Origin of the sequence: Altererythrobacter sp. (assembly GCF_050299635.1) — a bacterium.
Classification (GTDB): Bacteria; Pseudomonadota; Alphaproteobacteria; order Sphingomonadales; family Sphingomonadaceae; genus Erythrobacter.
Genome location: NZ_JBNKWF010000025.1, coordinates 1 through 19,437 on the forward strand (window position 1 = coordinate 1; position 19,437 = coordinate 19,437).

Annotated in this window: 20 protein-coding genes; 10 read left to right on the plus strand and 10 right to left on the minus strand. The window is 61.1% G+C overall.

Features of this window, described 5'->3' with window-relative positions; genetic code table 11:
* The 5 genes from ACQY6C_RS12305 to ACQY6C_RS12325 form a co-directional block, all read left to right on the plus strand.
* Positions 1-405, plus strand: a 405-nt coding sequence (locus tag ACQY6C_RS12305; RefSeq protein ID WP_427969144.1) for a hypothetical protein, incomplete at its 5' end; no start/stop codon positions are given.
* Positions 406-611: 206 nt separating this feature from the next.
* Entirely contained in the window at positions 612-1,781 is a 1,170-nt protein-coding gene (locus ACQY6C_RS12310) for an acetyl-CoA C-acetyltransferase (protein ID WP_427969146.1), read from the plus strand.
* 131 nt (positions 1,782-1,912) lie between these two features.
* Positions 1,913-2,698: an SDR family NAD(P)-dependent oxidoreductase gene (locus tag ACQY6C_RS12315; RefSeq protein WP_427969148.1), complete on the plus strand. Its 786-nt coding sequence runs from the start codon at positions 1,913-1,915 to the stop codon at positions 2,696-2,698.
* A gap of 182 nt (positions 2,699-2,880) precedes the next feature.
* On the plus strand, positions 2,881-3,750 hold the full coding sequence (locus ACQY6C_RS12320) for a crotonase/enoyl-CoA hydratase family protein (protein ID WP_427969150.1): 870 nt from the start codon (positions 2,881-2,883) through the stop codon (positions 3,748-3,750).
* Positions 3,751-3,801: 51 nt separating this feature from the next.
* Positions 3,802-4,284, plus strand: a complete 483-nt coding sequence (locus ACQY6C_RS12325; protein WP_427969152.1) for a MarR family winged helix-turn-helix transcriptional regulator — start codon at positions 3,802-3,804, stop codon at positions 4,282-4,284.
* Positions 4,285-4,398: 114 nt separating this feature from the next.
* Here ACQY6C_RS12325 and ACQY6C_RS12330 read toward each other — a convergent pair whose 3' ends face one another.
* From ACQY6C_RS12330 to ACQY6C_RS12360, 7 genes are all read right to left on the minus strand, one after another.
* A complete protein-coding gene (locus ACQY6C_RS12330) occupies positions 4,399-5,400 on the minus strand; it encodes a type II secretion system F family protein (protein ID WP_427969154.1) in 1,002 nt (333 codons plus the stop codon).
* A 20-nt stretch (positions 5,401-5,420) separates the two neighbouring features.
* Positions 5,421-6,392, minus strand: coding sequence for a type II secretion system F family protein (locus tag ACQY6C_RS12335; RefSeq protein WP_427969156.1), 972 nt, complete (start codon positions 6,390-6,392; stop codon positions 5,421-5,423).
* Positions 6,393-6,484: 92 nt separating this feature from the next.
* Positions 6,485-7,777, minus strand: coding sequence for a pilus assembly protein CpaE (locus ACQY6C_RS12340; RefSeq protein ID WP_427969158.1), 1,293 nt, complete (start codon positions 7,775-7,777; stop codon positions 6,485-6,487).
* A 3-nt stretch (positions 7,778-7,780) separates the two neighbouring features.
* Positions 7,781-8,437: a CpaD family pilus assembly protein gene (locus tag ACQY6C_RS12345; RefSeq protein ID WP_427969160.1), complete on the minus strand. Its 657-nt coding sequence runs from the start codon at positions 8,435-8,437 to the stop codon at positions 7,781-7,783.
* An 18-nt stretch (positions 8,438-8,455) separates the two neighbouring features.
* The gene (locus ACQY6C_RS12350; protein ID WP_427969223.1) at positions 8,456-10,057 is read right to left on the minus strand and encodes a type II and III secretion system protein family protein; all 1,602 of its coding nucleotides are present in this window, start codon (positions 10,055-10,057) and stop codon (positions 8,456-8,458) included.
* Positions 10,058-10,134: 77 nt separating this feature from the next.
* Complete coding sequence (gene cpaB, locus ACQY6C_RS12355) at positions 10,135-11,226, minus strand: Flp pilus assembly protein CpaB (RefSeq protein ID WP_427969162.1); 1,092 nt, start codon at positions 11,224-11,226, stop codon at positions 10,135-10,137.
* Positions 11,227-11,313: 87 nt separating this feature from the next.
* Positions 11,314-11,805: an A24 family peptidase gene (locus tag ACQY6C_RS12360; RefSeq protein WP_427969164.1), complete on the minus strand. Its 492-nt coding sequence runs from the start codon at positions 11,803-11,805 to the stop codon at positions 11,314-11,316.
* 120 nt (positions 11,806-11,925) lie between these two features.
* Between ACQY6C_RS12360 and ACQY6C_RS12365 the strand changes: the two genes are divergently transcribed.
* From ACQY6C_RS12365 to ACQY6C_RS12375, 3 genes are read left to right on the plus strand one after another with little or no spacing between them, the layout of a single operon-like run.
* Positions 11,926-12,882, plus strand: a complete 957-nt coding sequence (locus ACQY6C_RS12365; protein WP_427969166.1) for an alpha/beta fold hydrolase — start codon at positions 11,926-11,928, stop codon at positions 12,880-12,882.
* A complete protein-coding gene (locus ACQY6C_RS12370; protein WP_427969168.1) occupies positions 12,879-13,973 on the plus strand; it encodes an NAD(P)/FAD-dependent oxidoreductase in 1,095 nt (364 codons plus the stop codon). The genes ACQY6C_RS12365 and ACQY6C_RS12370 overlap by 4 nt, the downstream gene beginning before the upstream one ends.
* A gap of 60 nt (positions 13,974-14,033) precedes the next feature.
* On the plus strand, positions 14,034-14,210 hold the full coding sequence (locus ACQY6C_RS12375) for a YegP family protein (RefSeq protein WP_427969170.1): 177 nt from the start codon (positions 14,034-14,036) through the stop codon (positions 14,208-14,210).
* Between the two features lie 66 nt (positions 14,211-14,276).
* Here the strand turns inward: ACQY6C_RS12375 and rnhA are convergent, their stop codons facing one another.
* The 3 genes from rnhA to ispH are packed head-to-tail and all read right to left on the minus strand — an operon-like array spanning position 14,277 to position 16,738.
* Complete coding sequence (gene rnhA / locus ACQY6C_RS12380) at positions 14,277-14,732, minus strand: ribonuclease HI (RefSeq protein ID WP_427969172.1); 456 nt, start codon at positions 14,730-14,732, stop codon at positions 14,277-14,279.
* Between the two features lie 17 nt (positions 14,733-14,749).
* Positions 14,750-15,730 (minus strand): homoserine kinase, encoded by a 981-nt coding sequence (gene thrB, locus ACQY6C_RS12385; protein WP_427969174.1) that lies wholly within the window; start codon positions 15,728-15,730, stop codon positions 14,750-14,752.
* Positions 15,731-15,745: 15 nt separating this feature from the next.
* The gene (gene ispH, locus ACQY6C_RS12390; RefSeq protein ID WP_427969176.1) at positions 15,746-16,738 is read right to left on the minus strand and encodes a 4-hydroxy-3-methylbut-2-enyl diphosphate reductase; all 993 of its coding nucleotides are present in this window, start codon (positions 16,736-16,738) and stop codon (positions 15,746-15,748) included.
* 89 nt (positions 16,739-16,827) lie between these two features.
* Here ispH and ACQY6C_RS12395 point away from each other — a divergent pair, with 89 nt between their 5' ends.
* Both ACQY6C_RS12395 and argS read left to right on the plus strand, forming a co-directional pair.
* Positions 16,828-17,478: a hypothetical protein gene (locus tag ACQY6C_RS12395; protein ID WP_427969177.1), complete on the plus strand. Its 651-nt coding sequence runs from the start codon at positions 16,828-16,830 to the stop codon at positions 17,476-17,478.
* A 203-nt stretch (positions 17,479-17,681) separates the two neighbouring features.
* Positions 17,682-19,427 carry an arginine--tRNA ligase gene (argS, locus tag ACQY6C_RS12400; protein ID WP_427969179.1) on the plus strand — a complete coding sequence of 582 codons (1,746 nt, stop codon included), beginning with the start codon at positions 17,682-17,684 and terminating at the stop codon, positions 19,425-19,427.
* Positions 19,428-19,437 lie beyond the last annotated feature (10 nt).

Below are 19,437 nucleotides of genomic sequence, written 5' to 3' on the forward strand. Positions count from 1 at the left end.
ATCGAAGACCCAACCGAACGGCTCGCCTGTTTCGATAGCGAGGTCGCACCGGTTCACGAAGCGCGCGAGAAGAAGGATCTGCTGATTGCCGACCGGGAACAGGTCAAAGAGACCCGCAAGGGATTGGTTGGCTTCACTTTGCCCAAGATCGGCCTCTTTAAGGGCGATGGTGACGATGAAGAGGTTAAGAAAATTTCCAGTTCAATTGCTAGGTTTGGGAGGACCAGTGGCGGACGCGTGACATTTTCCGTCGAAGGTGGAGCACGGTGGACGCAGATCGACAACACTCCTGTACTGGGAACGCCGGAGGTCGGTGACCCAGTTACCATCGAGAAGGCATCGCTTGGCAGCTACAAGGCCAAGATCGGGACGAGGCGAGCGATCCGCGTAAAGCGTGTTGATTGAGTTCGTCACTGCAAGCCTATTGGCTGGGTATTATCTAATCCATTGGGTGCGGACCGATTCTTAAAATTGATGATTTGAAACACCCAAACAGCAGTTCCACAATCGAACTGACGGTTTTGACAGGTTTCGCGCCACAACCCAGGTTGACGCAAACGTAAACCCGCCCTAGGCGAGTAGCAATTCGAAACCAAGTTGGGAGAAGACCGATGGCCACCGCCTATATCGTCGATGCAGTTCGGACAGCGGGCGGAAGGCGCGGCGGGCGCCTGGCCGGGGTTCACCCGGTCGACCTTGCAGCCAGGTCCCTTGATGCGATTGTCGATCGTACGGGTATCGATCCCAACGCCGTGGAAGATGTCATCATGGGCTGCGTCAGCCAGGCGGGTGAACAGGCGATGCAAGTCGGCCGCAACGCGGTTCTGGCGAGCAAATTGGGCGAGGGCGTACCCGCCGTCACGATCGATCGACAGTGCGGATCCTCGCAGCAGGCGATCCAGTTCGCCGCGCAAGCGGTGATGAGCGGAACGCAGGACGTGGTGATCGCCAGCGGCGTCGAAAGCATGACCCGCGTACCGATGGGTTCGCCCGCCATGTTCCACATGAAGGAAGGGTTGGGGACTTACAAATCACCCGGCCTCGAGGAAAAATATCCCGGCATCCAGTGGTCGCAATTCATGGGGGCGGAGATGATCGTCCAGAAGCATGGCTTCACCAAGGATGATCTCGATCGGTTCGCGCTCGCAAGCCATCAGAAAGCAATGGCGGCAACCAATGAGGGCGCCTTCGCGAAGGAGATCGTACCGGTCGAGATCGAAACACCTGAAGGTACAGAGATGCATACGGTGGACGAGGGCATCCGCTTCGACGCGACGCTGGAAAGCATTGCCGGTGTGAAATTGCTGAGCCCGGATGGTACGATCACGGCCGCCAGCGCCAGCCAGATCTGCGATGGGTCCTCGGCCGCGCTGATCGTGAGTGAGGAAGCGCTCAAGCGCCACAATCTCACTCCGCTTGCCAGAATCCACAATCTGACCGTGACCGCCGGCGATCCTGTCATAATGCTGGAAGAACCGTTGTTCGCGACCGACCGCGCGCTGGAGCGCGCCGGCATGAAGATATCGGATATCGACCTGTTCGAAGTGAACGAGGCATTCGCCTCCGTGCCGCTTGCCTGGCTCAAACACACGGGCGCCGATCCGGAAAAGCTCAACGTCCACGGCGGAGCGATCGCGCTGGGCCACCCGCTCGGGGCCTCTGGTACAAAACTTATGTCGACGCTGATCCACGCGCTGCATCGTCATGGCAAGAAATACGGATTGCAGACGATGTGCGAAGGCGGCGGCGTTGCCAATGTCACCATCGTGGAGGCGGTGTAGACGGCGCGATCAAGCTGTCCCGTTCGTGCCGGGCCTGTCGCGGCACTGCCTGTCCTTCTGGCGCGGGAACCCAATGAAAATGCGACCCTTCGACAAGCTCTGGGCGAACGGAAGAGAGAGGTAGAGATACGATGGAAGTTTCAACCAATACCCCCGCAGTTGTAACTGGTGGTGCATCGGGCCTTGGTGCGGCCACCGCGCGCGCGCTCGCCGCGAAAGGCGCCAGGGTCGCTATCTTCGATCTCAACGAAGAAAAGGGCACTGCCCTGGCAGGGGAACTGGGCGGCACCTTCTGCAAGGTCAATGTGACCAGCGAAGAAGATGTCGATGCTGCATTCGCCAAGGCGCGCGCGGCTCACGGGCAGGAACGCATCCTGGTCAATTGCGCGGGGATCGGCAATGCGATCAAGACCGCCAGCCGCAGCAAGGAAGATGGCAGCATCAGCCATTTCCCGCTGTCCGCTTTCGAATTCGTCATCCAGGTCAATCTGATCGGTACCTTCCGCTGCATCGCCAAATCGGCTGCGGGCATGATGACGCTTGATCCGCTGAGCGACGACGGCGATCGCGGCGCGATCGTCAACACCGCGTCGGTGGCGGCGGAAGACGGCCAGATTGGGCAGGCGGCCTATTCGGCATCGAAGGGCGGCGTTGTCGGCATGACGCTGCCGATCGCGCGCGACCTGATGAATGAGGGCATCCGCGTCAACACCATCCTGCCGGGCATTTTCTTCACGCCGCTGCTGATGGGCTTGCCGGAAAAGGCGATCGAATCGCTTAGCGCTTCGGTGCCCTTCCCCAAGCGGCTTGGCGACCCGGCGGAATATGCCAAGCTGGCAATGTGCATGATCGAAACCGGCTATTTCAATGGCGAGGACGTGCGTCTCGACGGCGCTATCAGAATGGCCCCTCGCTGATAATCGATGACGCAACTGCCCGTCATTTCCTACTCGAACCCGGTTCGGTAGGTTAATGGCCATGACCTCCAGACGCCCTCATTCGTCCGTTCCCGACGCGCGAATGGGGGCGCGTGTTTTTCCGCCTTGGACCGTGTTCCATGTGTTCCATCCTGTAGGGTTTCAGAGAGGGAGACAATGAGATGAGCTATACCCAGATCCAGGTAGACAAGTCGGACGGCATTGCCACCGTCACGCTCTATCGCCCCGACAAGATGAATGCCTTCACCCGGGTGATGATGGACGAGCTGATTGCGGCGATGGACGACATCGATGCCGATGACAGCGTACGGGCGGTGATCTTTACCGGACATGGTGACCGTGCGTTTTGCGCCGGCGCGGATCTGACGCCGGAGGGCGGGGGTCACGTCTTTTCCGACGCCACTGAAGTGGCGGACCTTTCCGACCCCAAGGTGCGCGATGGTGGGGGCAGGGTCACCCTGCGACTGTTCGACAGCACCAAGCCGCTGATCTCCGCCTGCAACGGTGTTGCCGTGGGGATCGGCGCGACGATGCAGCTGGCGATGGATATCCGTCTGGCCGCCGATACAGCGCGCTACGGCTTCGTCTTCGCCCGGCGCGGAATCAATCCGGAAGCCTGTTCGAGCTGGTTCCTGCCGCGCATTGTCGGGATCAGTCAGGCGCTCGAATGGTGTTACACCGGGCGGATCTTCGACGCTGAAGAGGCAAGGGCAGGGGGGCTGGTCCGCTCGGTCCATCCGCAAGCGGAATTGATGGATGCGGCGCGCGCGCTGGCACGCGAGATTGCCGACAACACCTCTGCCGTTTCGGTGGCGATGACCAGGGCGATGATGTGGCGGCTGCCCAGCGGCGATCATCCGATGGATGCTCACAGGATCGACAGCCGGGCGATCTACCGCCTCAGCCGCGGGGCCGACGCGCGCGAAGGAATCGCCAGCTTTCTGGAAAAGCGCGCACCCGAATATCCGGGCAAGGTCACTCAGGATATGCCCGATTTCTACCCCTGGTGGGATGAGCCCGAGTATCGCTGAACAGGCGGCACGCTCTTGCCAAGCCCGGTGGTTTCACTAGAAACCTGCAGTATGAGCGATAATGGTTCGTCGAACGGGCAACAGGGTGTGGGGAGACTGGCGGACTTTCTGCCGTACCAGCTCTCGGTCACATCGAACGCGCTGAGCGGGCACATCGCGCGGCAATATCGCGCGCGGTTCGGCCTCAAGATTCCCGAATGGCGGGTGATGGCCGTGCTGGGCGATTCGGGTGCCGCGACTCAGCGTGACCTTGCCGAAGCGACCCTGATGGACAAGGTGGCGGTCAACCGCGCCTGCAAGGTGCTTGAAGACCGCAAGCTGATCGTTCGCCAGCCCAACTCGCAAGACGGGCGCTCGCATTTGCTCGAACTGACCGAGGAAGGGTGCAATGTGCATCGCGAAGTGATGCCGATGGTCAGGCGGTTGGAGCGCGAGGTTTTTGCGGCGCTCGATTCCGAAGATGAACAGCGCTTTCGCGAAATCCTTCGTCGAATCTCCGATCAGGTTGCCGGCCTCGCCGACAAATATGAGTGACATTCCGGCGCGGGGTCGGGCCGAACACTGAAACAAGGAACACTGGGACAAGGAAGGCCGGACCGCTTGCGCGGCCCGGCCTCTACTCATTCCTGGTGCCTGATCTTGCCTGCCTTAGCGGCCCGGCTTGGCAGCGAAGGCGTCGGCGATCGAACATGCAGCCGGACCAAGGATCACGATGAACAGCACCGGCAGGATGAACAGGATCAGCGGAACCGTCATGATCGCGGGAAGTCTCGCGGCCTTTTCTTCCGCACGCATCATGCGCTCGTTGCGGAACTCGGCCGATAGCACGCGCAGGGCCGATGCCAGCGGAGTACCGTAGCGTTCGGTCTGGATCATGGTCGTGACCACGCCGCGCACTGCCTCCAGGTCGACGCGATAGGCCAGATTGTCGAAAGCCTTCTTGCGTTCGTTGAGGAAGGACAGCTCGATCGCGGTCAATGCGAATTCGTCGCCCAGCTCGGGATAAGCGCGGCCCAGTTCCTTGGCGACGCGATTGAACGCAGCGTCAACGGTCAGGCCGGCCTCGGCGCAGATCACCAGCAGGTCGAGCGCATCGGGCAAACCCTTGCGGATTTCGTCGGTACGCTTGCTGGCCTTGTTCTTCAGGAAGATTTCAGGGCCCTTGTAGCCCGCGAAGAGCAGTGCGCCCATCGCGCCGACACGCTTAACGCCGCCCCAATCGGGGAAGTAATTGATCACGTAGATCAACGACACGCCCAACACGCCAAGCACAATCGGAAGGACAAGGCGCGCGCCGATGACGAAGACGGCCAGTTCCTTGTTGCGGTAACCGGCATGCGCCAGTTTTTGCTGGATGACTTCGATCTGGCTCTGCTGGAGAACCTTCATCTTCCCCAGCGTTTCTTTCATCTTGTCGGTCTGATCGCTCTTGCGCACCAGGCTGGCGCGCTTTTTGGCGTTCGACGTGACAATACCGGCCTTCAACTCGTCGCGACGGTCATTGAGCGATTTGACGCGCTTGGCCATCGGGTCCTTCACGGTGACCGCAGCATAGATCGCCATCAGGACAGCGAAGGCCGCGACTCCGGCAAGGATCGTCCCGACGATGATAACGTCGAAGCCGAGCAGCGTGGGGTTGGGAGTATTCATTGTTTCGTCCTATCCCTCGCTCAGATTTCGAAGCTGACCATCTTGGCCATGATGAAGCCGCCGATCGACATCCAGACCAGACCACCCAGTCCGGTGACGATCAGCCTGTCGTCGGTGAAGAAACCCCCGATATATGAAGGGTTGATCCACCAGATCATGGTGAAGACGATGAACGGCAGGGCGCCGACGATGTAAGCCGATGCCTTTGATTCCGAGCTCATTGCGCGGATCTTCAGCTTCATCTGAGCGCGCTTGCGGAGCACGTCCGACAGATTCGACAGCGTCTCGGCCAGGTTACCACCGGTTTCACGCTGGATTGCCAGAGTAATGCAGAAGAAGTTGAATTCGGGAATGCCAAGCCGGTCTGCCGTTTCCTGGAGCGATTCCTCCATTGTCCGGCCGATCTTGATCCGTTCGACGACGCCCTTGAACTCTTCGCCCACCGGGCCCGGCACTTCTTCCGCGACCACGGCGAGCGTTTCGGTGACGGGAAGGCCTGAGCGCAAGCCGCGAACCAGCAGCTCGATCGCGTCGGGAAATTTCCCGTTGAAGTTGTTGGTACGCTTCTTGATGAAATAGCCGACGACAAGGTGCGGAAGGCCAGCACCGATGAAGAGGCCGATGCCCAGCGAGAGCATCAATGCGCCAGTGCGCAGCAGCATGATCAATGCGATTGCCAGACCCAGGCCCAGCGACGCGTAGGCATATTGCGACAGCGTCCAGCGTTTGCCCGTCCGGTCGAGGCGCACTTCGAGGGCTTCCAGACGCGAGCTGGAACCGGCGACCTTGTGCGCCTTTGGCTTACGGGCCGCGATCGCCTTCTTGAGCTGCGATTCAACCTTTGTGTCTGTGCTTTCGGAGTGGCGAAAACGTACTGCCTGCAGGCGCCGTTGGCTTTCCTTGGCGGCCGAAGGGCCAGCCAGGATCGTATAGCCGACCACCAGCACGCCGAGCATAACGCCGGCAATGAGCAGGAGCTGGATCATGTTCATGCGAGAGTCCCGCCTTTCCGTCTCAACCCGATATTCCCGGTCGACAGGGCCACCGGCTGCGATCGCTCACAGCTGGCGGCCCATTGCGCCCGTTACTCAGCCAGTTCCGCTACCGAATCTGACTTTTCCTTCTTCGCCAGCAGCGATTTCAGGTCGAACCCTCCGAGCAGCGACTTCTTGCTGCCGTTCGGATTGGTATCGGCCAGTTCTTCTTCGCTGGCGCCCATCACGCGCTCTGCAATCTGCTTGATCGCGGAGGTTGCCTTGCTCGAGCGATTGGCATCGACGAACACCTGGCCCATCTTGGCTGCGTTGGCGGCAGCCTTGATGTCGTATGGGATCGAGAAATCGATCTTGTGTTCGATCGAGGCTTCGAAATCGCTCTTGCTGATTTCAGCCACGCCCGACTGGACCTTGTTGGCGACGACCATCGTATGCGCATGCGCCGCGTTGGTCTTGAGCCAGCTGAGGATGCGGATCGTGTCGCGGGCGGAGGCCAGCGTCATTTCCGTTGCCAGCAACACCAGGTTCACATCCGCCAGTACGTGGGGGAAGTTGATCAGCATGTTGCGCGGAAGATCGACCACCGTCATTTCGAACGCCTGACGGAACTCTTCCTCCAGCTGAACGAAGGCGGCGCCATCGGTCATCAGCGGCGAGTTGATCGGAGCTTCGGCCGAAAGGATCGACAGATTGTCGTTCGCGCGGATCATGGCCCGTTCGATGAACAGCCCGTCGATACGGCTCGGATTGTCGATCGCGTCGGTCAGTCCGCGGCCAGGCTCGAGGTCGAGCGCCAGCGCGCCAGTGCCGAAATGAACGTCCAGGTCGAGCAGCGCCGTCGGCGCCTTGTGCTCGGTGCTGAACAACCACGAAAGCGAGGTCGCAAGCGTGGATGCACCTACGCCGCCACGCGTTCCGACGATTGCCGTGGAGATGTGGCGCTTGGCGCCTTCGCCATCGGCATTCTTCGGAGAGGCGAAAACCGCCTGCGCCTGGTTAAGCGCATCACGCAGCGGACCTGCGGAAAGCGGCTTCAGCAGATAGTCGTGAATTCCGCTCGAAAGCAGGTCGCGGTAGAGGCGCACGTCGTTGACCTGGCCGATCGCGATAACGACCGTTCCCGGTTCGCAGACTTCCGCCAGCGCGTTGATGTCGTTGAGCGGATCGCCGCTCTCGGACAGATCGACGACCAGAATGCTGGGGCTGGCGCTGACGCTGAGCGACTGGATCGCATTGCGCAGACCACCCTTGTTGCACTTCTCTGGCTGCCAGCCCAGCTCGATCACGACCGGACGCAAGACGTCCAGCGCGGCATCGTCGCAGATATAGGCGGCAAAGGGATCGCGGTTGCCGGGCATGCCGGATTTCCAAGGCGCGTTCATGGCTTATTTACCTCCGGATTCGGATTGCTTGAGGCCGTCAGCCCCCGTTGGCGACTGTTCGCGATAAGTGTCGATGGCTTTGGTGGAGCTCATGATCACTGTCTCGCCGGTGCCCTTCTGCCCTTCGAGCAGGTCCTGCGGATTGGCGACCATTGCAGCGAGATTGCCGTTGGTCGCGCAGCCATACCCAGGATGGGTTCCGTTGTTGTAGTTCATGTCGGACTTGGCCGACCAGTCGGGGCAACCCGGGACCGAAGCACTCGACCGGGTCAGCACGACGCGGGCGTAGCCCGGCTGAACATGGCCTGCCGTGACAGGCGCTACGTCGCTGACGAGTATGCCGTGCCGGCCAGCCAGTTCGGAAATCGCATCGTGGGTAGCAGTGCTAGCCATCGGATCCTCGATCGATACGCGGTCTCCATAGGCGAGCTCCATCGTTTCGAACCAGGCGGCCAGACGTTGCTGTTCGCTGATGTTCAGGCCACCCTGGCCGGTCTGCACGTCGAACGTGTAGTTGGTCCGTTCGACCACCGGCTGCTTGGTGCTGTAGAGCGACTGGTTGGTCGGCATACCGCCGCAGCCACCCAGCACCAGGCCGAGCGAGAGGGCGAGGGCGATAGCGGGCGTCCTGGCCAGCTTGCTGTGTTTTGCAATGGGCATCGTTCTCACCTTTCCCAATTAAAAGCTGAAACCGGGCTTGGCAGCTTCGGCGCGGCGTTCATTGCGGCGCTTCTGGTCGCCAGCCTGGCGTTCCGGATTGGTCTGAGCCGACGGATTGCCCGAAGTCTCATTATATGCACCCACCGAAGGCGGGGCTGCATCCTTGTCGACTGCGGTCGCTCCGGGGCGAGCTTCGCCCGAAACACCGCCATTGTTGCGATAGCCGAGGAGCTGCTCCAGTTCCGTCGAGGAACGGAAGCCATCTGTCGGCAACTTGATCTCGCTCGCATCGACCGGTTTGACCAGATACGGGGTCACAACGATGACCAGTTCGGTCTCGCCCTTGCGGAACGAGCGCGAGCGGAACAGATTGCCCAGGATCGGCACATCGCCGACACCCGGCGCCTTGTCGATCGTGTTCTGTGCATTGTTGCTCATCAGGCCTGCGATCATGAAGCTCTGGCCGGAACCGAGCTCGATGGTGGTTTCCGCGCGGCGCACTGTAAGCGCCGGGATCTGGAAGCCGTTGATCGTCACAGCGCCCTGGCTTGATAGTTCGGAAACCTCCGGCCGTACGCGGATCGAGATCCGACCGTTGGCCAACACGGTAGGCGTATAGGCCAGACTAACCCCGAACTTCTTGTACTCAATCGAAGTGGATCCCAGCCCCTGACTCGTCGGGATCGGGAATTCGCCGCCGGCAAGGAAGTCGGCAGTCTCGCCCGAAAGTGCGGTCAGGTTGGGTTGCGAAAGCGTGGTCACGAGACCATCGCGTTCAGCCAGATCGAGCGCACCAAGGAGGTCCAGCCCCAGGAACTTGGTTGCCCAGCCCAGCGTCGAACCTCCAGTGATTGGATTGACCGACGTTGCATCAACTTCGATGAACTTTCCCGGATTGTTGACATCCGGAATGAGAATCTTCGTCTCGTTACCGACGCCGGTTGCACTGTTCGGGCGGAAGTTATTGAAGAAACCTTCACGACCGGTGCCAACACCAAACTGGAAGCCGCTGGAACCGTCGATCGTGGTCAGATTCGAACCGATGGCGCGAACCAGCGAACGGCTGACTTCGGCAAATTTCACCTGCAGGTTGACCTGCAGCGGCGTTGCCATCTTCAGGCGGCTGATGACGTTGGTGTCATCGCCGACGAGTGCCTGCACCAGGCGCTCTGCTTCCGCGGCGTCTTCGGGTGCACCGACCGTACCGGTCAGCAGCACAGTGTTGGTTCCCATCGTTGCGACACCGATCTTCGCTTCTGGCATGGCCAGGGCGAGCATCTGGTCGATGCTGTCGATGTTTGATCCGACGCGGATGTTGGCCGACCAGATCACATCGCCGCTGCTGTTGCTGGCATAGACGGTGGTTTCGCCACCGGCCTTGCCGAACACATAGAGCTGACGCTGCGATTTGACCTGCACATCAGCGATCGCATCGTTGGCGATGAAGACATCTGACATGGATCCCGGAACGGTGACGAGTTCGCCGCGACCGATCGAAAGGACGATGTCCTGCGCCGGGCTGCGTACGGACTGGGCCGTTGCGGTTGTCATGGGCATGCTTGCGAGCGGCGCAATGGCCAGGCTGGCAAGCAGCAGTTTTGCAGTCAGGCGGCGTTTCATGGTCTTGCCCCTCGTATTGATCCCGAATGCCGGAACTGTTTCGACGCGTTTGGTCTTGCTGATCATCGTCCGGCCCCTCAGTTCACCAGCACGGAGCTGGCGACCGGCACTGTCTTGCCTGCGTCCGAGACGCCCTGAGACGTCTGGCCGAGGAAGCGACCGGTGCTGCCCACAGGCTCCTGGGTGGTCTGCTTGCCGCGTGTCACGCGGACAGACGGACCGCTGTAAGTGCGCGCACCGGCAACCGGTACACTCATCCCGGCAGGGCTCGGCTTGGCGCGATAGCCTCCGTTCACAGCCGGCATCGAGCTGCGCTGGAAGCGCGAGACGTCGCCGCCGGTCGAGTAGGTGGTACCCTTGTCGATCGGACGGTTCATGGCCGTGCGAATCAGCTCTTCTTCCTCTTCGGGAGAAGCGTTATCGGGGATCACGACATCGCCCGAAGCAATCGCCTTTTCCAGTTCGGCCTGGTTGTCCGCGATCGAACGCAGCGCCAGGCTGAGCGTGCCGATGGTCTGCGCGACCGCGACCTTTTCAGCGATCTTGGGCGTCACTTCCAGAGTCACCGTACGGAAGGTGCGGACCACGGTCTCGCCAGAATCGTTGGTGTCCTGGGTGGTCGACTGGTCAGTTGCGAGCACGCGAAGGTTGCGAAGCACAGTCTCGGCAGCCTTGAGCGACTGGCCCTCGTCACCTTTGACGGTCTGCGTCAGCACGAGGTCGACGCGGTCGCCAGGGAAGACGAAGCCTGCAACACCGGTCTTGGCCGACACCGGAACGGTTACGGCACGCATACCCGGACCAAGCGCTGCAGCCAGGAAGCCGCGGTCGCCAGGGCTAACGAGCGAGCCCTGCGTGACCGGCTCACCAGCGGTGATCGGATGACGCACGACCGTGCCCATCAGCTGAGTGACATCGGATTCGCCATCGATGAAGTAGACATCCTGCACCAGCTCTTCCGGCCATTGCTGGAAACCGATCGCGTCGGCCGTGACAATCGTGCCCGTTGGCAGCGCACGGTTGGCGACCAGCACTTTCGGCCCCGTCGGCACGGGTGCCGCCGACGCCTCTGGCGACGAAGCGCCTGCGAACATGCTCCGAGCTGCCAATGCAGTGCCGATCGCAATGACCAGCGCGCCAAGCAGCAATACCAGCTTCTTCCTATCCATGGCTAATCTAGCCCCCTCGTGTCTGCCCTGTTCCTGTTCGGGCGGGTATGGTTTAAGTCCTTAATTCCAGACTGGTTAAAATCGGGTTCATCCCAATCCGGCTGCTTTGCTGGCAGCCGGCAGTAAATTTGTTCCAAGCACCCAGAGGCCGCCGATTGCGATCGCGACCCCATAGGGAATGGCGAGCCGGTCGCGCTGGCGGCGCATGACGTGCCATGCGCCAAAAACGATGGTCAGCAGGCCGCCAACCAGAGCCATCACAATCAGCAGTTGAAGAAACGGCATGGGTGGGATCCAGAGTGCCAGTGCGGTCAGCAGCTTTACATCGCCGCCGCCCATCATCTTGAGAGCGAACAGACCAGCCAGGATCGCAAAGGCACCGATTGCCACGCCAAGCTGCAAGGCCACACCAGGCCACAGATCCAGTCCGCTTGCCCACCAGTAAAGCGGTGCGACCAGCACGATGATGGCATTCAGCCAATTATCGATCTGGCGACGGCGAATGTCGGTAAACGCGGCAAACAGCAGCGCGATTGCCAAGCCGACAAGCAGTCCGTAGTGGAGATATTCACCCAGCATATGGCCCCCAAAGGTCCCCCTTCAGTGGTCGGTGCTACAGGTTATGGCTTACCAAAAAGTAACCAGTATCGGAGGCCCGCTATTAGTGATGTCAGCGATGGGACGGTTAAAGGGGGCGATTTGCCCGCAATTAACCGTCGCGCGATACCGCCCGATGCGAAGGAAAGTTTCTGGCAGGCAGGCGACGGATACAGGCTGAGGCGAATCGACTGGCCCGGGCCTGTCCGCGAGAACGGCGAAGGCGCGCGCGGTTCGATCCTGTTCCTGCCGGGGCGAGGCGACAATTACGAGAAATACTTCGAGGCGCTGGAACAATGGCACCGCGCGGGCTGGCGCGTTACCGCCGCCGATTGGCGTGGACAGGCCGGTTCGGGGCGCCTCGGTAAAGATGCGGTGACGGGGCACATAGGGGATTTTTCGGTCTGGGTCGGTGATCTCGCGACGCTTTGGGCGCAATGGAAGGCGGAAACGCCAGCGCCGCATATCCTGGCGGGGCATTCGATGGGCGGGCATATCCTCCTGCGTAGCCTGGTCGAAGGCCAGGTCGATCCCGATGCACTGGTACTTTCCGCGCCCATGCTTGGGTTCCTTGGTCCGATTCCCAACCTTCTGGCCCATGCTGCGGCAAAGTTGATGTGCGCGGTGGGCGATCCGGCCCGCCCGGCTTGGAAGTGGAGCGAGAAGCCGGGAGCTGTGCCCGCCGGGCGCGAAGCACTGCTGACACATGATGACGATCGCTATGCCGATGAGATGTGGTGGCGCGGGCACCGGCCCGAACTGGTGATGGGACCGGGTAGTTGGGGCTGGGTCGAGCGGTCCTATGCCTCGATGCAGCGAATTTTCTCGGCCGGTGCGCTTGAGCGAGTCGCAACCCCAGTGCTGATGCTCGGCACTTCGAACGACAAGCTTGTCGCGATGTCGGCGATAGAAGAGGCCGCGCGGCGGCTCCCCAATGCAGAGCTTGTTCGATTCGGGAAGGAATGCCGTCACGAGATCCTGCGTGAGGTCGATCCGGTGCGCGATCGCGCGATGGCCGCCATTGCAGAGTTTCTGGACAAGGTGGCGCCGCGCAAGTGACCCGGGCTTACGATATTGCGATAATTGGTGCCGGAATGGCCGGGGCGAGCCTCGCGGGGGAGATTGGCGATCAGGCGAGCGTGGTCGTGCTCGAGGCCGAGGACGCGCCTGGCTACCATGCGACCGGACGCTCAGCCGCCTTCTGGGAAGAATGCTATGGCGGCCCGGAACTCGTACCGCTCACGCTCGCTTCCGGCCAATTCCTGCGCGATCGCGGATATCTGCGGCAACGCGGCGCACTTTATCTCGCGCGCGAAGAAGACGAGCAGAAGATCGAGCACTTCTTTGATCGGTTTGCCGCATCGGGTGCGCAGTTCGAGCGTATCGGCGCTTCTCGACTGGCCGAACTTGTGCCCGGCATGCGTGCGGAATGGGACCGCGCGATCTGGCAGCCAAGCTGCGCCGATATCGACGTTGCGGCTTTGCATGCGCACTATCTGTCGGCTGCAAGGAAAGCCGGAGTGGAGATAGAATGCCGTGCTCGCGTTACGGCCATCAGCCGGGGGGAGGGCTGGACACTCCATCTGGCGGATGGGCGCGAAGTGCGTGCAGGGCGACTGGTCAACGCCGCCGGTGCCTGGGCCGACACGATTGCGGAACTGGCCGGTGTGCACCCGCTCGGAATCCAGCCCTATCGTCGTACGGTGGCGCAACTGCGCATCGATCCCGCACCGCATGACGATATGCCGCTATGCCTCGACATATCCGGCAGTTTCTATTTCAAGCCGGAGAACGGGCGGCTGTGGCTCAGCCCACATGACGAGACGCCCAGCGACCCTGTCGATGCCGCTCCGGAAGAACTCGATGTCGCGCTCGCAATCGACAGGCTCGAACGCACCACCAATTGGAAGGTGGAGGCCGTCGAACGGAAGTGGGCCGGATTGCGTAGCTTCTCGCCCGATCGTTTGCCGGTCTATGGCCCGGACCTGCGGGAGCCCACATTCTTCTGGTTTGCGGGGCAGGGCGGATACGGCATCCAGACCGCTCCGGCCGCTGCCCGGCTGGGCGCGCAACTGCTTCTAAACCGGGAGCGCGATGCCATGACGGAAGCAATCTGTGCGGAAACCTACTCCCCGGCACGCTTTGGCTAGATTTTTGCTGAGCGATGACTACGGTGCAATCCATCCAACTGCCTGACATGGAGGACAGAAATGGCGCATCGCTTCGAAATCCGTAAGAACAAGAAAGGCGAGTTCGTCGCTTACTTCATCTACAACTCGGAAACGATCTGGTGGACCGAGGGCTATTCCTCCAAGGCTAGTGCCAAGAACGCGATCAGCTCGGTTCTGAAGAATGGGCCCGGCGCAGAGGTCGTCGACAACTATTGATTTTGGAGTTGGGCCGGGCCGCTGTGCCTGGCCCGCTTCCCCTGACATTCGGGCGCCCGAACGGGCCTAGCCTGGGTTTGCCCCATTGCGCGCAATCTCATTGGCGGCATCGCTGGCCAATTGATCGACGCGCTCGTTTTCGGGGTGGCCATTGTGACCCCGGACCCAATGCCAGTCGATTTCGTGGCGTCCGGCAACCTCGATCAGTTGATGCCACAGATCAGCATTGCGAACGGGCTTCTTGCTGGCATTGATCCAGCCGCGCTTCTGCCACCCTTCAACCCACTTTGTGATCCCGTCGATCACATATTTGCTGTCTGAATAGAGCTCGACGTCGCAGGGCTCGATCAACGCTTCCAGCCCCTTTATCACGGCGGTAAGCTCCATCCGGTTATTGGTGGTGTCAGCTTCGCTGCCGACCAGTTCCTTGGCGTGTTTGCCCATGCGCAGCAGCGCCCCCCAGCCACCGGGACCGGGATTGCCCTTGCAGGCGCCATCAGTGAAAATTTCGACTTTCTTCATGGGTTTGATTTGCCCGATCATGCCTTGCCTGCAAACGCCTTGTCCCCCGCTTCGGCGTAAAAGCGGAGCCGCCGGACGAAATCCATCGGATCCTTGCGTGTCACCAATGCATCGGCCGGAGTGTCGATCCAGTCTTCGGCGCGGCTGGCGATGAATCGCATGCAGGCACCTTGAGCCAGGACCGGCAAGCATTTCCGCTCGCGTGCGTCGAGCGGGCGGATCGATTCATACCCTTCAATCAGTGCCGCGCCGACCGCGTGATCGAAGCGGCCTCCGTGATCGCCAAAGCACCATGCCGCATGTGTCACCGCCAGATCGTAGGCCATTGCTTCGCTACATGCGAAGTAGAAGTCGATCATGCCCGAGACGTGGTGATCCAGCATCAGCACATTGTCGGGGAACAGATCGGTGTGACAGACCGATTGCGGCAAATCAGTCGGCCAGCGGTCACGCAGGGTCTGCGCCGCTTCGATCATGCCGGGCAGGTCAGCGTCGATTGTCGCTAGCGGCTGTTCACCGCATCGTTCGAGGGCGCGGTGCGATTCCCCGATATCCAGCCCATTGCTCCGCTGCATCGGGAAATTGAGCGCCGCAAGGTGCACTCGTGCCAATGCTTCGCCGACCGAGTGTGCCTGTTCGGCGGTTGGATTGTCGACCGAAACTCCGGGCAGGAATTCGATCAGCGCCACCGCTTTGCCGCCAATCTCGCGATAGGCTGCGCCGCTGCGATCGTGGATTGTGCGCGGGACGGGGCAGTCGTGTTCTGCCAGGTGGTCGAGCAGCCCAAGGAAGAAGGGCAGGTCGCTGGTTTCGATCCGCCGCTCGTACATAGTGAGGATGAAGCGGGCGCCGCTGCCATCGTGGCCGGTCGTTTCGATCAGCCAGTTGCTGTTGGAGACACCTTCCGCAATGCCCTTGGCGGAAACCAGCGTTCCCACGTTGTAGGAGTCGATCAGATCGGCAAGATCTTCCGCGGAGAGATGGGTGTAAACAGCCATGCTTCGTTCGTCCGCCTATTCGGTCAGCTGGCGAGGCAGCTTGAAGACCATCTTCTCCTCGGTAGCGGAAATGGTCTCTTCGGTTACCTCACGCCATTCCGAGAGCTTTTCGACCACTTCGCGGACCAGTGTCTCGGGCGCGGAAGCGCTCGCCGTCAGGCCCACGGTGCCGACGCCTTCCAGCCATGCGGGGTCGATATCATCGGCGCGCTGGATCAGCCTGGCATCGGTTCCCATGCGTTCGGCCACTTCGACCAGCCGCAGCGAGTTGGAGGAATTGGGCGCCCCGATCACCAGCACCAGATCGCTACCCGGCGCGATCCGCTTGACTGCGGCCTGGCGGTTGGATGTGGCGTAGCAGATGTCTTCCGCCTTGGGCCCGGCGATGCCCGGAAAGCGTTCCCTCAGTGCCGCGACAATCTCTGCTGTATCGTCGACCGAAAGCGTCGTCTGAGTAAGGAAAGCAAGCTCGTCTTCAGCGGAAAACGGCAGTTTGCCGACATCCTCCACCGTCTCGACCAGCGACATCCGGCCGGGTTCTACCTGGCCCATCGTGCCGATCACTTCGGGGTGACCTTCATGGCCCACGAATATAATGTGACGGTCCTTCTCAACTTGCCGTTCGGCCTGGCGGTGGACCTTGCTTACCAATGGACAGGTCGCATCGACATAGAGCAGTTTGCGCTGTCTCGCTTCGGCCGGGACGCTCTTGGGTACGCCATGCGCGCTGAAGACGACATGCGCCCCGTCCGGAACCTGGTCGAGTTCATCGACGAATATCGCGCCCTTGGCTTTCAACCCGTCGACTACATAGCGGTTGTGTACGATTTCATGCCTTACATAGACGGGCGCTCCGTAGCGATCGAGCGCACGCTCGACGATTTCGATCGCCCGATCGACGCCTGCACAAAAACCGCGCGGTGCCGCGATCAGCAGGGTGATGCCGGGCTTTGCGCCTTCGACAGCGCGCTCGTCCCCGGTTTTGGCATTCTGCAAGGGTGCATTCATGCGCCGCCCTCTAGCGCTTTGCTGCGCACGCCGCTAGGGCGTGCAGACGCTTTCGATGCATAGCCATAATTTCTGAGGATCACTGCAGTATGAGCCCCCGCAAATCTATCCTTCCGATCGCCGCCATTGCCACTGCGCTGGCCGGTTGCGCCAGCGAGGGCGATCTGGTGGTCGATCAGGGCGTAGGTATCACTGCGGTTATGACTTCCTGTCCTGCTGTCGGGATTCCGGAATATACAGGGGACGTCACACTTTTCCGTAGCGAAGGCGCGCGGACGGCTGACAATCTCGATCTGGTGGCTTCGATCACCAATCTGCGCCACACGTGCGACGAGAGCAGCGATCGGGTCTATTCCAACGCGACCTTCGATGTGCTCGCCCGGCGCACCGATACGCGGGGCGCGCGGCAGGTGAACTTGCCCTATTTCTCGACTGTCGTGCGCGGTGGCGGCGCGGTCCAGACCAAGCGAATCGGAACTGTCACGCTCAACTTCGCGGATGGGCAGGAGCGCGCGCAGGCAAGCGCGCAGGCCGGTGCCTTCGTGAACAAGGCCGAGGCAACGCTTCCGCCTGACATTCAGGAGCGTATCACGCGCAAGCGCAAGGCGGGCGATCCCGATGCGGCACTCGACCCGCTGTCGGATCCGCAGGTTCGCGCGGCGATCCAGCGCACCAGCTTCGAGCTGTTGGTGGGATTTCAGCTCACCGAACAACAACTGGCCTATAACGTCACCCGATAGGCTGCGCCGACATTCAGCCCTGATGGCCTGCAAATGGCGAATTCCCGTGCTTCCGGTGCTCACGACCCGGAAGGTCGCTGCGCGCCGGATCACGCAAATCCACCAATTTCGTCACATCAACCTCTGAATGTCGATACAGCCTAAGACTGCTATCGATCCCGCCAAAGCTTGCGATTTTTCGCAAGTCGGCTAACCGCGCGCCTATGTCACAGTCGCAGACCATTTACGCTGCCTATGCGCAGAAGATTGATGCCGTGCTCATGGCGCTTGAGGCGGAAGGCGAATTGCCTGCCAATACACCGCGTCACAATGTCACGGTCGAACCGCCGCGCGATCCCAGCCATGGCGATCTCGCCACCAACGCCGCGATGGTGCTGGCCAAGCAGGCGAAGACCAATCCGCGCGAGCTGGCGGGCAAGATCGTCGACAGATTGGAGGCCGATCCCGCCATCGCCAGTGCGGAGATTGCCGGTCCAGGCTTCATCAACCTCCGGCTCGACCGCGCTGCCTGGCTGGACGAGATTTCCGCCATCGCTGCGCAAGGCGACGATTATGGCCGCTCGGACGTGGGTGCTGGCAAGCGCGTTAACGTGGAATATGTTTCTGCCAACCCGACGGGCCCCATGCATATGGGCCATTGCCGCGGCGCGGTGGTGGGCGATGCGCTGGCTAGCCTGCTAGAATATGCCGGGCACACCGTAACCCGCGAATACTATATCAACGATGCTGGCGGCCAGGTCGATGTCCTCGCGCGGTCGGCACATTTGCGCTACCGCGAAGCGCTGGGCGAAGACGTGGGCGAGATCCCCGAAGGGCTCTATCCCGGCGATTATCTGATTCCTGTCGGCAAATATCTCGCCAGCGAGTTGGGCGACCGGTTCAAGGACGAACCGGAAGAGGAATGGCTGGCGATCTTCCGTGCTGAAGCAGTCGAGCAGATGATGGAGCTGATCAAGGCCGATCTGGCCCTGCTCGGCATCCATCACGACCTTTTCTCGTCCGAAGCCGCGCTCCACGCAGCAGGCAAGCCCGACGAGGCGGAGGCCTGGATGCGCCAGCACGATCTGGTGTTCGACGGCATGCTGGAAGCGCCCAAGGGCAAGGCGCCCGAAGATTGGGAGCCGGTCGAACTGCCGCTGTTCCGCTCGACCAAGTTCGGCGACGATCAGGACCGGCCGATCAGGAAGTCTGACGGCAGCTGGACCTATTTCGGTGCTGACCTCGCCTACCACATGCAGAAGGCCGAGAGTGCAGACGAGCTGATCGATATCTGGGGCGCGGACCATGCCGGCACGGTCAAGCGGATCAAGGCAGCGGTCGCGGCTCTCAGCGAAGGTGAAGGCCGCTCGATTCCATTCGACGTCAAGCTGGTCCAGATGGTTCAGCTGATGCGCGGCGGCGAACCGGTCAAGATGTCGAAGCGTTCGGGCACTTTCGTGACGCTGGCCGATGTCGTGCGCGAAGTGGGCAAGGACGTGGTTCGTTTCACCATGCTGACCCGCAAGCCCGAAGCGCAGATGGAGTTCGACTTCGCCAAGGTGGTCGAAGCGAGCAAGGAAAACCCGGTTTTCTATGTGCAATATGCCCATGCGCGGATCTGCTCGACCTTGCGAAAGGGGGCGGATGAAGGCTTTGGCCCTTCGCCCGATCGGCTCGACTTGTTGGGCGATGAGGAACTCGAACTGGTCAAGCTGGCTGCGCAATTCCCGCGGCAGGTCGAAGCAGCCGCGCAGGCACGCGAGCCGCACCGGATCGCCTTCTATCTCCACGACCTTGCATCGGCCTTCCACACCTATTGGAACCTGGGGAATGACGAGGTGCAGAAGCGCTTCATCGTGGCACAGGATGCCGAATTGACTGGTGCGAGGCTTTTTCTCGGGCTTCAGTTAGGGCAAGTTATTAGAAACGGCTTACGCGTTCTAGGTGTGGAAGCCGTAGAAAGCATGTGATCCGCCGGGC

Excerpts from the sequence above, each read along its gene's own strand:
- ACQY6C_RS12340 (WP_427969158.1), bottom strand. The coding sequence starts at position 7,777 with ATGAACGCGCCTTGGAAATCCGGCATGCCCGGCAACCGCGATCCCTTT.
- ACQY6C_RS12375 (WP_427969170.1), top strand. The coding sequence starts at position 14,034 with ATGGCGCATCGCTTCGAAATCCGTAAGAACAAGAAAGGCGAGTTCGTC.
- ACQY6C_RS12330 (WP_427969154.1), bottom strand. The coding sequence starts at position 5,400 with ATGAATACTCCCAACCCCACGCTGCTCGGCTTCGACGTTATCATCGTC.
- ispH (WP_427969176.1), bottom strand. The coding sequence starts at position 16,738 with ATGAATGCACCCTTGCAGAATGCCAAAACCGGGGACGAGCGCGCTGTC.
- ACQY6C_RS12310 (WP_427969146.1), top strand. The coding sequence starts at position 612 with ATGGCCACCGCCTATATCGTCGATGCAGTTCGGACAGCGGGCGGAAGG.
- ACQY6C_RS12345 (WP_427969160.1), bottom strand. The coding sequence starts at position 8,437 with ATGCCCATTGCAAAACACAGCAAGCTGGCCAGGACGCCCGCTATCGCC.
- ACQY6C_RS12395 (WP_427969177.1), top strand. The coding sequence starts at position 16,828 with ATGAGCCCCCGCAAATCTATCCTTCCGATCGCCGCCATTGCCACTGCG.
- ACQY6C_RS12320 (WP_427969150.1), top strand. The coding sequence starts at position 2,881 with ATGAGCTATACCCAGATCCAGGTAGACAAGTCGGACGGCATTGCCACC.
- ACQY6C_RS12315 (WP_427969148.1), top strand. The coding sequence starts at position 1,913 with ATGGAAGTTTCAACCAATACCCCCGCAGTTGTAACTGGTGGTGCATCG.
- argS (WP_427969179.1), top strand. The coding sequence starts at position 17,682 with ATGTCACAGTCGCAGACCATTTACGCTGCCTATGCGCAGAAGATTGAT.
- cpaB (WP_427969162.1), bottom strand. The coding sequence starts at position 11,226 with ATGGATAGGAAGAAGCTGGTATTGCTGCTTGGCGCGCTGGTCATTGCG.
- ACQY6C_RS12350 (WP_427969223.1), bottom strand. The coding sequence starts at position 10,057 with ATGAAACGCCGCCTGACTGCAAAACTGCTGCTTGCCAGCCTGGCCATT.
- thrB (WP_427969174.1), bottom strand. The coding sequence starts at position 15,730 with ATGGCTGTTTACACCCATCTCTCCGCGGAAGATCTTGCCGATCTGATC.
- ACQY6C_RS12335 (WP_427969156.1), bottom strand. The coding sequence starts at position 6,392 with ATGAACATGATCCAGCTCCTGCTCATTGCCGGCGTTATGCTCGGCGTG.
- ACQY6C_RS12325 (WP_427969152.1), top strand. The coding sequence starts at position 3,802 with ATGAGCGATAATGGTTCGTCGAACGGGCAACAGGGTGTGGGGAGACTG.
- rnhA (WP_427969172.1), bottom strand. The coding sequence starts at position 14,732 with ATGAAGAAAGTCGAAATTTTCACTGATGGCGCCTGCAAGGGCAATCCC.
- ACQY6C_RS12360 (WP_427969164.1), bottom strand. The coding sequence starts at position 11,805 with ATGCTGGGTGAATATCTCCACTACGGACTGCTTGTCGGCTTGGCAATC.